This window comes from [Clostridium] scindens ATCC 35704, from assembly GCF_004295125.1.
GTDB classification, from domain to species: domain Bacteria; phylum Bacillota; class Clostridia; order Lachnospirales; family Lachnospiraceae; genus Clostridium_AP; species Clostridium_AP scindens.
Genome location: NZ_CP036170.1, coordinates 871,084 through 885,194 on the forward strand (window position 1 = coordinate 871,084; position 14,111 = coordinate 885,194).

Annotated in this window: 14 protein-coding genes; all 14 read right to left on the reverse strand. The window is 48.0% G+C overall.

Annotated features, from left to right (window positions below; genetic code table 11):
- Position 1 precedes the first annotated feature (1 nt).
- The 14 genes from HDCHBGLK_RS04525 to HDCHBGLK_RS04590 all read right to left on the reverse strand — a co-directional run bounded on the left by HDCHBGLK_RS04525 (position 2) and on the right by HDCHBGLK_RS04590 (position 14,097).
- Positions 2–1,768 carry a V-type ATP synthase subunit A gene (locus HDCHBGLK_RS04525; protein ID WP_004606524.1) on the reverse strand — a complete coding sequence of 589 codons (1,767 nt, stop codon included), beginning with the start codon at positions 1,766–1,768 and terminating at the stop codon, positions 2–4.
- A 27-nt stretch (positions 1,769–1,795) separates the two neighbouring features.
- Positions 1,796–2,116, reverse strand: coding sequence for a V-type ATP synthase subunit F (locus tag HDCHBGLK_RS04530; RefSeq protein ID WP_004606525.1), 321 nt, complete (start codon positions 2,114–2,116; stop codon positions 1,796–1,798).
- Entirely contained in the window at positions 2,109–3,077 is a 969-nt protein-coding gene (locus HDCHBGLK_RS04535; RefSeq protein ID WP_004606526.1) for a V0D/AC39 family V-type ATPase subunit, read from the reverse strand. The genes HDCHBGLK_RS04530 and HDCHBGLK_RS04535 overlap by 8 nt, the downstream gene beginning before the upstream one ends.
- Positions 3,078–3,101: 24 nt before the next feature.
- A complete protein-coding gene (locus HDCHBGLK_RS04540; protein WP_004606527.1) occupies positions 3,102–3,695 on the reverse strand; it encodes a V-type ATP synthase subunit E in 594 nt (197 codons plus the stop codon).
- Positions 3,696–3,748: 53 nt separating this feature from the next.
- Entirely contained in the window at positions 3,749–4,234 is a 486-nt protein-coding gene (locus HDCHBGLK_RS04545) for a V-type ATP synthase subunit K (RefSeq protein ID WP_004606528.1), read from the reverse strand.
- Positions 4,231–6,252 carry a V-type ATP synthase subunit I gene (locus HDCHBGLK_RS04550; RefSeq protein ID WP_004606529.1) on the reverse strand — a complete coding sequence of 674 codons (2,022 nt, stop codon included), beginning with the start codon at positions 6,250–6,252 and terminating at the stop codon, positions 4,231–4,233. Before HDCHBGLK_RS04550 ends, HDCHBGLK_RS04545 begins: the two co-directional genes overlap by 4 nt.
- A gap of 49 nt (positions 6,253–6,301) precedes the next feature.
- Positions 6,302–6,610 carry an ATP synthase subunit B family protein gene (locus tag HDCHBGLK_RS04555; RefSeq protein ID WP_004606530.1) on the reverse strand — a complete coding sequence of 103 codons (309 nt, stop codon included), beginning with the start codon at positions 6,608–6,610 and terminating at the stop codon, positions 6,302–6,304.
- Positions 6,611–6,759: 149 nt separating this feature from the next.
- Positions 6,760–7,251, reverse strand: coding sequence for a tRNA (cytidine(34)-2'-O)-methyltransferase (locus HDCHBGLK_RS04560; protein ID WP_004606531.1), 492 nt, complete (start codon positions 7,249–7,251; stop codon positions 6,760–6,762).
- A gap of 137 nt (positions 7,252–7,388) precedes the next feature.
- Positions 7,389–8,558: an aminotransferase class I/II-fold pyridoxal phosphate-dependent enzyme gene (locus HDCHBGLK_RS04565; protein WP_039909643.1), complete on the reverse strand. Its 1,170-nt coding sequence runs from the start codon at positions 8,556–8,558 to the stop codon at positions 7,389–7,391.
- Positions 8,558–9,049 carry an Lrp/AsnC family transcriptional regulator gene (locus HDCHBGLK_RS04570; protein ID WP_039909628.1) on the reverse strand — a complete coding sequence of 164 codons (492 nt, stop codon included), beginning with the start codon at positions 9,047–9,049 and terminating at the stop codon, positions 8,558–8,560. The genes HDCHBGLK_RS04565 and HDCHBGLK_RS04570 overlap by 1 nt, the downstream gene beginning before the upstream one ends.
- On the reverse strand, positions 8,961–9,935 hold the full coding sequence (locus tag HDCHBGLK_RS04575; protein ID WP_004606534.1) for an AIR synthase-related protein: 975 nt from the start codon (positions 9,933–9,935) through the stop codon (positions 8,961–8,963). Before HDCHBGLK_RS04575 ends, HDCHBGLK_RS04570 begins: the two co-directional genes overlap by 89 nt.
- Positions 9,936–9,961: 26 nt before the next feature.
- Positions 9,962–11,551, reverse strand: coding sequence for a VanW family protein (locus HDCHBGLK_RS04580; protein WP_004606535.1), 1,590 nt, complete (start codon positions 11,549–11,551; stop codon positions 9,962–9,964).
- Between the two features lie 156 nt (positions 11,552–11,707).
- Positions 11,708–12,334, reverse strand: a complete 627-nt coding sequence (gene nth, locus HDCHBGLK_RS04585) for an endonuclease III (RefSeq protein ID WP_004606536.1) — start codon at positions 12,332–12,334, stop codon at positions 11,708–11,710.
- The gene (locus HDCHBGLK_RS04590; protein WP_004606537.1) at positions 12,331–14,097 is read right to left on the reverse strand and encodes a B12-binding domain-containing radical SAM protein; all 1,767 of its coding nucleotides are present in this window, start codon (positions 14,095–14,097) and stop codon (positions 12,331–12,333) included. Before HDCHBGLK_RS04590 ends, nth begins: the two co-directional genes overlap by 4 nt.
- Between the last annotated feature and the right edge of the window lie 14 nt (positions 14,098–14,111).

Consider the following 14,111-nt stretch of genomic DNA (forward strand, 5'->3'; position numbering starts at 1 on the left):
ATTAGAAGTCCTCCTTCCCGAATGCACCTGCGATCTCGGTATGCAGTTCATTTAATATCTTTTCATACTCTGTCTCAATATCAGCATCCAGCGTATATTTGTAACGCCCGATTCTCTCTCTTACCTCCATGTTGATCAGGATCTGCATAGAAGCGCCTTTTGTCAGCGCCTCGGAAGCCTCCTCATAGAACGCGAGAACCAGTTTCATCATCAGGTATTGCTTCCTCAGAGAGGTATAAGTGTCAATCTCATGGAAAGAGTTCTGGTGCAGGAAGTCCTCACGGATGGATCTTGCCGCTTCCATCTTAAGGCGGTCTGTCGGCGACAGCGCATCCATACCTACCATCTTAACGATCTCGTCAAGTTCTGCCTCTTCCTGCAGAAGGCTCATCATCTTCTGGCGGTCTTCCATCCAGTCCCCAGCAACCTCGCTGTTGAACCAGTCTGCCATATTATCGACATACAGAGAATAACTGGTCAGCCAGTTGATCGCCGGGAAGTGACGCTTGTAAGCCAGAGCCGAATCCAGTCCCCAGAATACCTTGACAATACGCAGGGTCGCCTGGGATACAGGCTCGGAAATATCGCCGCCCGGAGGGGATACGGCTCCGATTACGGACAGCGCTCCTTCTCTCTGGTCTTTGCCTAGTGAAATCACATGTCCGGCTCTTTCATAGAACTGCGCCAGACGGCTTCCAAGATATGCAGGGTATCCTTCCTCGCCAGGCATCTCTTCCAGACGTCCTGACATCTCTCGAAGGGCCTCTGCCCACCGGGATGTGGAATCTGCCATCAGGGCTACGGAATATCCCATATCGCGGAAGTATTCCGCAATCGTAATGCCTGTATAGATGGATGCCTCACGGGCAGCAACCGGCATATCTGACGTATTGGCGATCAGAACAGTCCTTTGCATCAGTGACTGGCCTGTCTTCGGGTCTTTCAGTTCCGGGAACTCGTTCAGAACGTCCGTCATCTCATTTCCACGCTCGCCGCAGCCGATATATACTACAATATCTGCCTCAGCCCATTTTGCCAGCTGATGCTGGATTACGGTCTTGCCGCTTCCGAAAGGTCCGGGAACGGCGGCAACGCCGCCTTTGGCAATTGGGAAGAACGTATCGACAACGCGCTGTCCGGTTACCAATGGCTTCTCCGGCGGAAGTTTCTTTACATAGGGACGTCCTTTACGAACCGGCCATCTCTGGAGCATCGTAAGTTCTTTGTCTCCATCTTCCGTTGCAACTACTGCCACCACGTCTTCTACTGTAAATTCGCCTGATTTGATCTCTTTTACCGTACCCTTGATTCCATAAGGAACCATAATCTTCTGCTGAACAACGATGGTCTCCTGCACGGTGCCTAATATATCGCCTGCTTCTACCTCGTCCCCAACATTTGCAACCGGGACAAATTCCCATTTCTTGTCTCTCTTCAGGGAAGCAACCTCAACGCCACGCTGCAGGCTGTTTCCTGAAACCTTCATAATATCGTCAAGCGGACGCTGGATACCATCGTAAATGCTTGCGATAAGACCAGGCCCAAGTTCAACAGACATCGGAACCTCCATAGATTCTACCGGCTCTCCCGGTCCTAAGCCTGATGTCTCCTCATATACCTGAATTGATGCCTCATCCCCGTGCATCTCGATGATTTCTCCAATCAGTCGCTGGTTACTAACACGTACAACGTCGAACATGTTGGCATCCCGCATTCCTTCTGCGATAACCAGCGGTCCTGCTACTTTTTTAATCGTACCTGTACTCATTTGGACGAATCACCCACCTTTCCTTCTTTATTCGTTTCCAAAGATAATATCAGATCCTACTGCCTGTTCTACGGACTTCTTGACGCCTTCTACGCCGGCTCCGGTATTGCCGGATATTCCTGGTATCTGGATAATCGCCGGAACGGCCAGTTCCTGATATTTCTCTATCTCATGTTTTAATTCTTCAGCCAGAGCCTCGGTAACATAGACAATCCCATAGTCCCCAAGGGTGAGCTGATGCAGTTTTTCTCCGGCTTCCTCACGGGTGCTTACTGGAAATGTATCAAGACCCAATGTAGCGAAACCGTAAATACTGTCATAATCGCCTAGTACTGCAATCTTATACATACATCTCCCTTACCCTTTCTCGGATTGAATCATCCGGTAAGTCATTAAGTTTGCCGGAAAGAATGATTCGTACCGTCTTTATTTCGTTCTGTCTCGCAATTACATAGGCAATCACCGGCCCTATGGTAAATGCATTATATTTCTGTGGACTGATAGTCTGAATAATCCGGTTATCGCACCAGCGCTCGAATGCTGACGGCGAGTCGGCTAACGCCTCCGCGCCTTGTGCATAAGCCGTTCCCAGCAGGTATTCGCGGATCGCGTCCATTCCCGCCAGGGCTGCCTTTGAAAGCTGGTCTACATTGATACTGTCACATTCAGCCATTGCCCGCTTCATAAAATCTATCGATTTCGCGGTTTTCTGTGAACGCACGGCAATCTTGATATCTGCAACTCCTACCGTGGATTCCGCATAGTCGCGGATGATATCCGCCTTTGCTTCCTTCCCGGCCGCATAGATTGCCTCAAGCGCTGCCTTATCGATAATGACATCGCACAACTGTCCGTCTCTGGTGTGAAGAAGCGATTCATATGCTTCTTCCGCCGCGTGCTGCATATTCGAAGGAAGTCTTCCGAAATCCTTCTCTTTTATGATCTCCATCATGGCACTTCCCGGAATCGGCACATCTTCATAGAATATATGCCTGTTCTTTTCCTCCGTGCACACTTCCTTAATTGCGGCCTTCAGATTATGGAAAAGTTTTGGATAGGTAAGCACGTCAAAATGTTCCATCCCTATGGACAGTTCCTTAACGACTTCCCATATCTTTTCTTCTTCTCTGGTCAGCATAGCCTCTGCATTACCGGATGTCTCAGAGTCTCCCCAGCCTTTCTCTTCCAGGAACTGAATACACTGCTCATAGTTCTGGCATGCAATCAGCTGGTCAATGGTGCTGTTGGAAAATAAAGAGACTTCCAGGGCACGTATCCGCGCAACCGCGTAGGTATATTGTTCACTCATGCTGCTCCTCCAATCTACTACGCTTTATAAGAATAATAAGTGATGAACCTTATCGGACAACTCATCTCTTTTTGCATCAAACATTGCCTGTAATGTGCAGTTCTCTTCTATACCGCCATAAGCAAGAATGAATCCATTCTCTATATTCCTGCCTTCTTCAGATACCGTCAGGCTTCCATTCTTTGATTCGGCAGCCTTTTTCACCTCATCCTGGAATCCTGCAGGCATTCTCTTTAAATCCCTGGCTGAAAAGAATATCTCTCCATCCTGCGGCAGCGCATACTTGCCAAGCATCTTAAGCAGCATGGCAAAGTAAGCATCCGCCTCCATGCCAGTCAGCGACTCATACGCCTCATTCAGGACTTCCTTTATTACATCCTGCTTTGCAGCAAGGACCTTGGTCCTTCTCTGCAAATCGATCGAAGACGCTACCCGCTCTTTGTAGTTTGCTATTTCCGCTTCGGATTTCTGGGAGATGCTGGCCTGTTTCTTTTCCGCTTCAGCCTTTGCCTGGCTCATAATCTCTTCGGCCTGGGCCTTTGCTTCTGCAATCTTGCTGTCAGCTACTGCTTTCGCTTCATCCAGGATCTGACTTTTCATTTTTTCTAATCCGGTCATCGCCCTTGCACTCCTTTTCTTAATTTCCTAGTTTTTACCGTGTATCAGATATCCTATACCTGAATTGCCGTTACTGATAAGATGGAAATAAGAAGTGCCAGGATTGCATATGTCTCAACCATTGCCGGGAACAGCATGGCTTTACCAAACTGGTCCGGCTTCTTTGCAATGATCCCGATTGCCGCTGCTGCGGTCTGTCCCTGGGCTCTTCCGGAAATCAATCCAACGATGCCGATCGGAAGACATGCTGCCAGAATCAGGAGTCCTGTCTGCACGCTGATTTCTGCTGCACCTCCTCCAAGGAGCCCTATCTTGGACAAAGTGATGAATCCAACCAGCAGTCCATAGATTCCCTGCGTACCAGGAAGCAGCTGCAGAATCAATACCTTCGCGAATTTGCTTGGGTCCTCTGTTACAACTCCTGATGCTGCCTGTCCGGCGATACCTACTCCAAATGCTGATCCTGCTCCTGCCAGGAAAACTGCTACTGCTGCGCCAAGTAATGCGTATACAAGTCCTAAATTACTCCAAATACTCATGATAAAGTTTCCTCCTTAATATCTACATATTTTGTATCTGATTGAAATGGTTCGAAAGGTCTTCCTCCGCCTTCGTAGAATTTGCCAAAAAACTCTACAAACTGCAGACGATTCGTGTGCACATACGCGCCCAGCAGGTTGATTGCCAGATTCAGCGTGTGTCCAACTATAAAGACGACAACAAATAGGATTGCTCCCACGATGCCTTTTCCAAACATGCTTCCCATCTGGTTTACCACGGAAGCGATAACTCCTGTGGCAAGGCCAAGCGCCAGCAGACGCGAATAAGACAGTACATCGCTGAGCCAGCCGGTGATGTTATAGATATCATATGCTCCAAGCGCGATCCTGAGCGCCGGATTCTTGTTGGCCCTTCCGGACATCAGAAGAAGTCCCAGTGCTCCTACGATCGCCAGGCCTTTTGCCAGCATGCTGACGGCCGGCGGGAAAACGATCTGCGTCTGTGCGATTGATGCAAATATATCCGTAGGAAGCAGCATCAGTATCAGGCCGATCAAAAATGCGTACCAGAGCACCACATCACAGAAAAAGTCTAAAATCTTTCCGTCTTTTACCAGCATATATCCCTTGATGCCCAGTCCTACGAACAGATGGATCAGTCCAAATGCCATAGAATAGATCAAAAGCCTCATCGGATCATTCAGCGGTGCAAACCACAATGGCTTGATGGTAACTGTCCTTCCAAAGAATGTCCGGGACACCACATCCACCACGTCTCCAAAATATCCTCCAAACAGAACGCCCCAGACTATCGTCGAGATGCCGCAGAACATAAACATCTTGATTGACTTATGCATACCCTTGCTCATCCGGGGGAATTTCTTCAGAACCACGAAACAGGCAATTGCGATAATCGCGCCATATGCGGCATCAGATAACATCATTCCAAAGAAAAATACATAGAAAAATGACATGATCGTCGTTGGGTCGAATTCACCCTTATGGGGCAGTCCGTATGATTCCAGGACGCCTTCCACGCTGGATGAAAATGCGTTATTCTTCAGGATAATCGGCGGTTCTTCATCTTCTTTCAAGTCCTCTACATCCAGGACACAGTCATAGCGTTCCCCAATGGCTTTTTCAATTGCCGGCACCGCCTTTGCCGCTACATAGCCGCTCATGACAAATGTCCTCTGCGACTGTGGAAGAGTTCCCAGCACTTCATACTTCTGTGCTCTCATGCGGAAGTAGTCTCCTACCAGTTTCAAATCCTCCCTGCTATCTGCATAGCTTCTGATCTCTTCCTCAGTTTTTTCAATCTCATTATTCAGTTTTTGAATCTCTGCGATAAGATCCGCCTTCTTCTTGGCAGGCGCCTTGTCCGTAACCTGCGAAGGCCTTGCGAATCCTCCTGCCCTCAAAGCCTCTTCTACCGCAGCCGCTTCTGCCCTAAGACAAAAAACAGCCAGGTAAGCCGCATCCCTGTCACTGGAGATAATCTTCACATCCATTGCCTCAATGTCAGGATTATTCACGGCAATCTGCTCGTAGACAGATTCCAGGGTCGTCTCCGCCGGCATAGTTCCAAGCAGCATCGACACCTTCCCCGTACCTTCGAAATTCATTGGAACATCCAAAGAAATCCAAGGTTCAAGCGACTCAATCTGGTTTTCCAGTTTCAGAATACCGGCTTTGCTCTCCGCTATCTCTTTATTTTTCGATATCAGCAGATTAGCTTTTGAGACAATGGCCTCTTTTTCTGCAACCGCTTTATCAAATTGCTCCTGTTCGACTAGTTTCTTGCCCTCCAGGCCTGATAGCATTGAATGCTTCTCCGGAGCGTAAGTTTCAAGAACTGCCAGCGCCTGATCCGAAAGCTGCGCCTTCTTCTCAAACCTCTGTCTGGCATTCAAGGTATCCATCTTCTCGAAGCCTTCCTCGTCTTCGGCAATCTGGTTCATTTCCATGACTCCCATTGACTGTATCTTCTCCAAAATGGCCTTACGGTCTTTCTTTAGCGCGCAGATACTAATTCTTTGCATCTGCAATACTGACATAGCCGCATCCCTCCTTTACTCTTATTCTTTTTGCCCAAATATGCAAGTATCAGACGAGTTCTGCAATTACGGCAGACACCGTCTCTTCTTCCTTCGCCAGCGCAGCCTCCCTAAGAGATGCAATTTCCTTCTCCACATCGGCCAAAGCCTCCATCGTCGACTTTTCCCCACTTTCCTTCGCTGCCTTTAGACTGTCTTCTGCCTTTGCCTTTGCATCTGCTTCAGCCTGTTCTTTGATCTCCTTGGCTTTTGCAGAGGCTTCTTCAAGGATTCCGGTACATTCGGCGTCTGCTTTTCTTACGATTTCCTCCGCCTCATTTTCCGTCTCCTTGATGGTTTTAATGGTTTCTTCTACCATCTGTTCACCACCTCTCTTGTTGTTGTAACTCTCCTGTAGTTACGATTATAATATGATTCCAAATAAAAGTCTAGAAATTTATTGTTTTTTCATAGTTCCCAGACCGTACTGAACATACAATTAAACGAATAATCATACAATTGCCTTTTTTACCATTCCAGCCTGTGCAGATGGCCTTCCAGATCCATCCCCGCAAACGCATTCTGCCTGAGCGCCTCATATAAAACGATTGCCACCGAGTTCCCAAGATTCAGGGAACGGATATCCGGAACCATCGGAATCCTAATACAGTCATCTTTATGTTTTACCAGAATCTCTTCTGGTATTCCCGCGCTTTCTTTCCCAAACATAATATAGCAGTCTGGCTCATACTCGACATCCGTGTAGGCTTTCGTCGCTTTGGTAGTGGCCATATAGATCTTCGCGTTCGGATTCCTCCTGATGAAATCATCATAATCAATATAAGTAGTCACATCCAGCTTATCCCAATAATCCATTCCAGCCCTCTTCAGATTCTTCTCATTCAGTCTGAATCCTAATGGTTCGATCAGGTGAAGCCTTGTGTTCGCAGCCACGCAGGTGCGTCCGATATTTCCTGTATTTGCAGGTATCTCCGGCTCATGCAATACAATATTCAACATGCTGCATCCTCCTTTATGTAATATTTTAAAGAAAACAGATAGGCCCGTCAATATACACTTTTGGTAATGCTGTATTCATATTTTCCTAATTTCATATATTTTTAACTATTTTGCCCAAAGCCTGCCTGTTCTTGAGGTCACCTGATGTTCCTGAGCCGCCCCACGAAGTCTCCCAGCCGTCCGATCGCCTCCTTCAAGTCTTCCAGGGAATAAGCGTAAGATACTCTCAGGAATCCTTCCCCGCACTCTCCGAATGCGCTCCCCGGAACTACCGCCACCTTCTCTTCTTCGAGGAACCTGGTGGCAAACGCTTCTGAACTCATGCCAAACTCCTTAATATTTGGGAATATGTAGAACGCGCCAAATGGCTCAAAGCAGTCCAGTTTCATCCGTCTGAATTCATGAACCAGATAACGCCTTCTCTGATTGTAGGCCACCCGCATCCTTTCGACTTCGCTTTCGCAGTTCTTCAGCGCCTCAACCGCGGCATACTGGCTATTGGTGGGCGCGCACATGATAGCGTACTGATGAATCTTCACCATCTGCTCTGCGATTGCCCTGGGCCCGCAGATATAGCCCAGCCTCCATCCGGTCATCGCAAATCCTTTCGAGAATCCGTTGATTACCAGCGTTCGCTCTTTCATTCCAGGAAGAGAGGCTATCGATGCATGGGCGGTTCCATAAGTCAGTTCCGAATAGATTTCATCCGACAACACGAAGATGTCATGTTCCTTCACCACTTTCGCGACAGGCTCCAGATCTTCTTTTGTCATGATTGCCCCCGTGGGATTATTGGGGTAGGGAAGAACCAGTATCTTTGTTCTTGGCGTAATGGACTCTTCCAGTTCCTCTGCCGTCAGCTTAAATTCATTTTCCTGCTTAAGGGGTATTACGATGGGCTTTCCGTCCGCCAGTACTGTACAGGGAAGATAGGATACATAACTGGGCTGTGGGATCAGCACTTCATCTCCCGGATCCAGCATAGCCCTCAAGGCTATGTCGATCCCTTCGCTGCCTCCCACCGTCACCACGATTTCCGATGCCGGATCATAGTCTACATTTATCTTTCTCCGTAAATATCTGCCTATCTCTTCTTTCAATTCCTTCAAGCCTGCATTAGAAGTATAGAACGTCTTTCCCTGTTCCAGCGCATAGATTCCCTCTTCCCTGATCCGCCAGGGCGTGTCAAAATCCGGCTCACCGACGCCAAGAGATATGGCCTCTGGCATCTCGCTTACCAAGTCGAAAAATTTACGGATGCCCGACGGCGCCAGGCCTGTTACTTTTTTGGATAATGGATCTCTCATCATGGCGTCACCGGCATCCTTTCTGTCTTATTCTTTGTCCGCATCAATGTCCCGTGTTCTTTATATTTCTTCATTATAAAATGTGTCGTCGTGCTTATGACATCCTCAATCGGAGACAGCCTGCCAGATACGAATCTGGCGACTTCCTGAAGCGTCTTTCCTTCCAGCGTAACCAGAAGATCATATCCTCCGGATATCAGATAGACGGCCGTCACCTCCGGAAAATTGCATATCCTTTCCGCCGTCTTATCAAATCCTTTCTCTCTTTGGGGCGTCACGCGGACTTCTATCAATGCGTTAACCCGTTCTTCTCCTGTCTTGTCCCAGTCGATCAGCGTGTGATACCCGCAGATGATCCCCTCCTTTTCCATGCGGGCAATCTCGTTTGCCACATCCGCTTCATCAGTCCCCAGAATGACTGCCAGTTCGCCCAGATCCACTCTGCTGTTCGTCTCCATATACATCAGTATCTGTTTCCTCATCTCTTTCATCTTGCCTGCCTCCGTTGAATAGTTTAAGGATCTCATCCGGTGCGGGACGGTCAATATAGCGCACCTCTTCTCCATTATGTATAATCTTATCATTATTATCCGTCAGCCGCCCGATAACGGATGCCTTGACCTGCCTGCTGTTAAGCGCTTCTGCCAGTGCTTCCCCATCATCTGCTATGATCAGGAGGCTCCCTGCGGAAGCCAGCTGGTAGGGATTGAGCCGGTAGTGCTCGCAAACCTCTATAGTCTCCTGAAGGATGGATATCTGCTTCATATCCACGGATATCCCGGCCGAGGCTTCTTTCGCCAGATTCCACAAGGCTGCCAGAATGCCGCCATCCCCGATCTGACAGATGGCGGACGCGCCACAGGCCCTTGCTATGCCTATCTCCTGCCGTGCGAATATCTCCTGTCGGTAAGACAATATCTGGTTAAGGAATGCCGGTGCGAACCGCTCTCTTAATTCCCGTTCCTTCTCCATTGTGATCTGGAGCATGCCATCCATACCCACCCACTTGGTAAGGACGATCTCTCCCTTCGCCGGAACCGGACCCTTGCACCATGGGTCATTCTTCGGGACTTTAGCAATCCCGCTCACGGCCACCATGGGGAAATTAACCGCCGAATTCCTTTCGCTCTTTATCTCCAGCAGTTCAATTTCCTGCTCGCGGCAGGCGCTCTTTATGTTTTTTTCAATTGTATGTATCTTGGATTTGTATGCGTAAGGTGGAAGCGCGATCCGCACGCCTACGCCAGGATGCGATGCACCTGCCGCCGCCATAGAGTTGGCGACGGCAGCAAGTGCATGAATTCCAATATATTTGGACTGCCCATATACGGTAGCCGTCTCATTTATCAAGTATCCAGTCTGCGTTTCTAGTCTCATCTTTGATTCCTCTGCTTATTAATCCATTACTGTGCCGGCTGTACCTGCCCTGTCGATTCCTGGGATGATTGTTCCTGCCCGCCCGTGCCTTGGGATGGCTGAGCCTGCAAGGATCGAGCCTGGCTGATGGCTGCGTCGATCTTGCCTTTGTCCTGGGTGGCAATAGCATTCTGTACCAGAACCTTGGCCTGGGCGTTATCAGTTTTGGTCCCTATCTCAATAATCTGGTCAGACTTCTCATAAGTGCTGTTATTGATCACATCCCTGCTCACCTGTTTTCCATCCTGATAAACGATCTTCCAAAGTTGGGCCGTCTTGCCTGTATGCGGGCTTCCGGCATAATTCAAGCTTCCGAGCGCCGCATCCGAGTTCTCTTTATAGGTGACCCCATAATCTTCCGTGGTCAACGTCTCGCTCTCAAACTCCACGGTCCGCCCCGGCGTCCTGGTCTCCTTGCCATAGATGGTGAAACGCAGCTGGTTGGCAGCGTCGATCTCTCCGGCAATAAAGATCGGAGTATCATAACTATTCTTAAACACGAAGTCCAGATAGTCGCCGGCAATGGCTGCATCCCTGGACGGGTCTACATATGCTACAAGCATGGAGTGAGGATATCGTTCCACCACTTCCAGTTCTGCATAAAGCACGGCATTATATAGAGTGGTAGACACCTGGCAGATGCCTCCTCCGAAAGAATCCACTACCTGCCCATTCTCATAAGATCCGGCCGGCACGTATCCGTGCTCTTCATCATAAGGCGCGGTCCTGTCATGGACGGATAACTGCTCTCCCGGCATCAGCACGGAGCCATTAAGAAGATCCACGCCCGTCTTAAGATTCTGCCAGCGGTCTCCTCCGCCTGCATCCGTGAAAAATGTCCCCAGTTCATCTTTTATCGTGCTCAAGTCCTTCTTCGTCACGGAAGGAGATTCTTTTATCAGGGTCATCTTTATGGTAATGCCTTTATGCTTCCATTTTTCATTCAGATATTTTTCCAATTTCGCTGTCGATGCTTTGATATCTACGGTCTGTCCGTCCTTTTCCTTGGTAATCTTAAATCCGTCGCCGTCTTTTTTAATCTTGGCATCCACCGCATGGCTGGCAAGCGGAACCACCCTATCCTCTATGATAGCCTTTGACTTTTTATGGTCCAGGACAAACTCCTCGCCCAGCACCATTTTTTCCTTAGATAGTTTCCTCAACTGCCGGTAGCGCACCCATAGCCTCCCCTTTTTCCCATAGGAGACAGCCTTTTTGGTCACCTTGTCGATGTCATTATAGTGAAGTCCCAGTTCTTCCAGCGTCGCTGCAGCCTTTTTGTCGTCCACTTTCATGGTCACATTCTCTTTGCGGTCATCCTCCAGATGCTTTTTCAAAGCCTCCTTGGCCTCTTTGTCTGTCATTCCTGACACATTTACGCTTCCGATATAGATATTGTCGCAGATCTTATCCGCCGGAAACTTTGATACATAACGGTAAAGCACTCCATAAGATATGGCAAAGATGATACATACGCATACGAAAACAAGACCAAAAAGGACTTGCCTCCTTCTTCGTCTCATCCTCGACATCCGTTTGCTTTTTTTATTTCCCTTTCTCTGACTTCCTGCAGCCATCTTATTCTCCCATACCCCTTTGCTTTACACCATAAGATATGGCACTACCATAGTTGCGATCATAGCAATAATCACTACCATGATTACGATTGCAATGATTCTTCTTGTCTTTTTATTGTTAAAATTCATCCGACTACCTTCTTTTCATATATTTCTCTACATTTTATACTCTTTACAATATTTTTGCAAGAAACATTCCTCACATCTTGGACTGCGTGCCGTGCATATCGTACGTCCAAACGTAATGATCTGTATATTGTACAGGATCCAATGGTCTTTAGGCAGCTCCTTCATCAGATCCTGCTCTATCTTTTCCGGGTCCTGATTCTTTGTCAGCCCAAGCCGGTTCGATATCCTTTTTACATGAGTATCCACCACTACGCTGGGCTCATGATAGATATTCCCCCTTATGACATTGGCCGTCTTTCTTCCCACTCCTGCAAGGGACGTCAGTTCCTCAAGGCTCTTTGGAACTTCGCCGTCATATTTATCCACAATATCCTTCATGCATGAGATGATATTCTTTGCTTTATTATGGTAAAATCCGGTAGGCTTGATATCCTGTTCCAGTTCTTTTAAGTCTGCGCTGGCAAATGCTGAAGCAGACGGATACTTCTTAAACAGGCTTTCGGTAACGATATTCACCCGCGCGTCCGTGCACTGGGCACTCAGCATAGTGGCTATCAGCAGCTGCCAAGGCGTCTCATAGTTGAGATAGCATCTATATTCCGTTCCATACTGTTCATCCAGTATGTCCAGTATCTGGCGTGTTCTTTTCTTCATCTTATCTCCTCGTTGCTTCTAAGAAATTCTAGTTCTATCATACAGGTTCTTGCTTCCTGGTTCAATGGATTTCTTTCTTTATAGTCAAAGAGGATGTATTTCCCGGTAATGGAAAAGTACTCCATATGGGTCATCTTGCGCATCTGATTCCTGTCATATGATCCATAAGACGGAAGGTACTGCCTGTTTCTTTCTTCTGCCCCGTAGAAATGCCTCAATATTTCCTTAGACACTTTATATTCTCCCGCAAATTCTGGGCGGGTCTTGGCATTTTCCCTCAGATAATAATCATAAGTCAGCAGTTCTCTATAATAGTCTTCCCTATCCGGGTAGTTTTTAACAATAAATTCCAGCAAAATAGCATACCTGGCGCTTCTTTTATGCTGGACGCCTCCCAGTCCTTTCTCATCATAGAACTCCTTCAGCTTATCATACAACTCAAACGCAGAATCGTACGCCTCCTCCAGCGCATCCAAGGTGTGGGTAAACTGCCTGCTGTTATAATAGACTTCCACCATCTCCTCGATGCCTTTCAGGCGGATCACATCCTCATAGGAAAGCCATCTGGTGCAAAGCACTTCGTAAGGAGGCCTGCTTTTGTGCAGCAGACCGTAAGATTCCTTCTGTTCCTCCATATAAGAGCCCTTCAGCACCTTTAAGAATCCCAACTGCAGCTGTTCCGGCTTAAGGGCATACACCTCATCAAAGGAGCGGGCAAAACGATGGATGTCTTCATAAGGCAGCCCCGCGATCAGATCCAGGTGCTGATGGATATTCCCATTCTTCTGAATCCTGTCAACAACGCATTTTACATTTTCGAAATTCATCGTCCTGCGGATTGCCCGTATGGTCTCCGGATTGGTTGATTGAATGCCTATTTCCAGCTGCACCAGCCCCGGCCGCATATGTTCCAGTATCTCTAACTCTTCTTCGTTCAGCAAATCTGCCGCTATCTCAAAATGGAAATTCGTAATCCCCCTGTCGTGCTTTGCAATATATTTCCATATGCGGATGGCATGGTCATGCCTGCAGTTAAAGGTACGGTCCACAAACTTTACCTGGGGCACCCCCTGGTCGATAAAAAACTGCAGTTCCCTCTCCACCAGCCCGGCATCCCTGAACCGCAGACGCTTGTCCACGGAAGACAGGCAATAGCTGCACGAAAATGGGCACCCCCTGCTGCTCTCATAGTAGACGATCTTATGCTCGAATTCTTCCAAGTGGCGGTAGACAAAGGGGATCTTGCTAAGATCCATCGCCTGGCGCCATGGATTCTCGACAATCCTTCCGTCTTCTTTCCGGAAGGTAATTCCCTCCGTCCGTTCAAGTCCCTTGTCGCCTTCCTGATCCTTCCAGATTCTAAACAACTGGGCAAATGTCTCTTCCCCCTCGCCCTTCATGACTCCCTTTACCTGATGAAGCCGCCTAAGCACGTCCACGGAATCATAAGACACCTCCGGCCCGCCAAGCCAGATAGGCATATCCGGCCTGATCTTCCCCAGTTCCTCTACCAGTTCTTCCACATAATCCAGATTCCATATATAGCAGGAAAAGCATGCAATATCCGGCCTGCGCCTGTAGATATCCATCAGGATGTCATCTTTTTGCTGGTTGATCGTATATTCCGCCAACTCGATCTCCCCTCGCTTTGGCTTATGCAAAATCCAATCCATTGACTTGGCTTCCGTATAAGCCTTCAGGCTGTATATTGCCAGATTCGAGTGAATATACTTGGCATTGACTGCTGCTAATAATATCTTCATCTTCTATTCTCCAT